1 pseudogene is annotated in these 209 nt (G+C 64.6%); it reads right to left on the reverse strand.

From position 1 onward, the window contains the following. Positions 1-209 (reverse strand): annotated as a pseudogene (locus BST12_RS30475) (acyl-CoA synthetase); the annotation flags it as partial.

Below are 209 nucleotides of genomic sequence, written 5' to 3' on the forward strand. Positions count from 1 at the left end.
CGTTGTCTCCCTGCACCCAGATTTCGCCAACCGTCCCCGCGGGATTCTCCATCCTGGTTTCGGGGTCGACGATCCGCACGGTTGACGCCCGGGGAGCTCCATAACTCACCAGGTTGGCTCCCTCGCTGCCGTTCTCGGCACGCTTCGCCTGACCGACCGACAGCTGCTGGTAGTCAAAGCAAACACTCTTCGGCGCGCGTCCCGGTCCG

It is taken from the genome of Mycobacterium angelicum (assembly GCF_002086155.1).
Lineage (GTDB): Bacteria > Actinomycetota > Actinomycetes > Mycobacteriales > Mycobacteriaceae > Mycobacterium > Mycobacterium angelicum.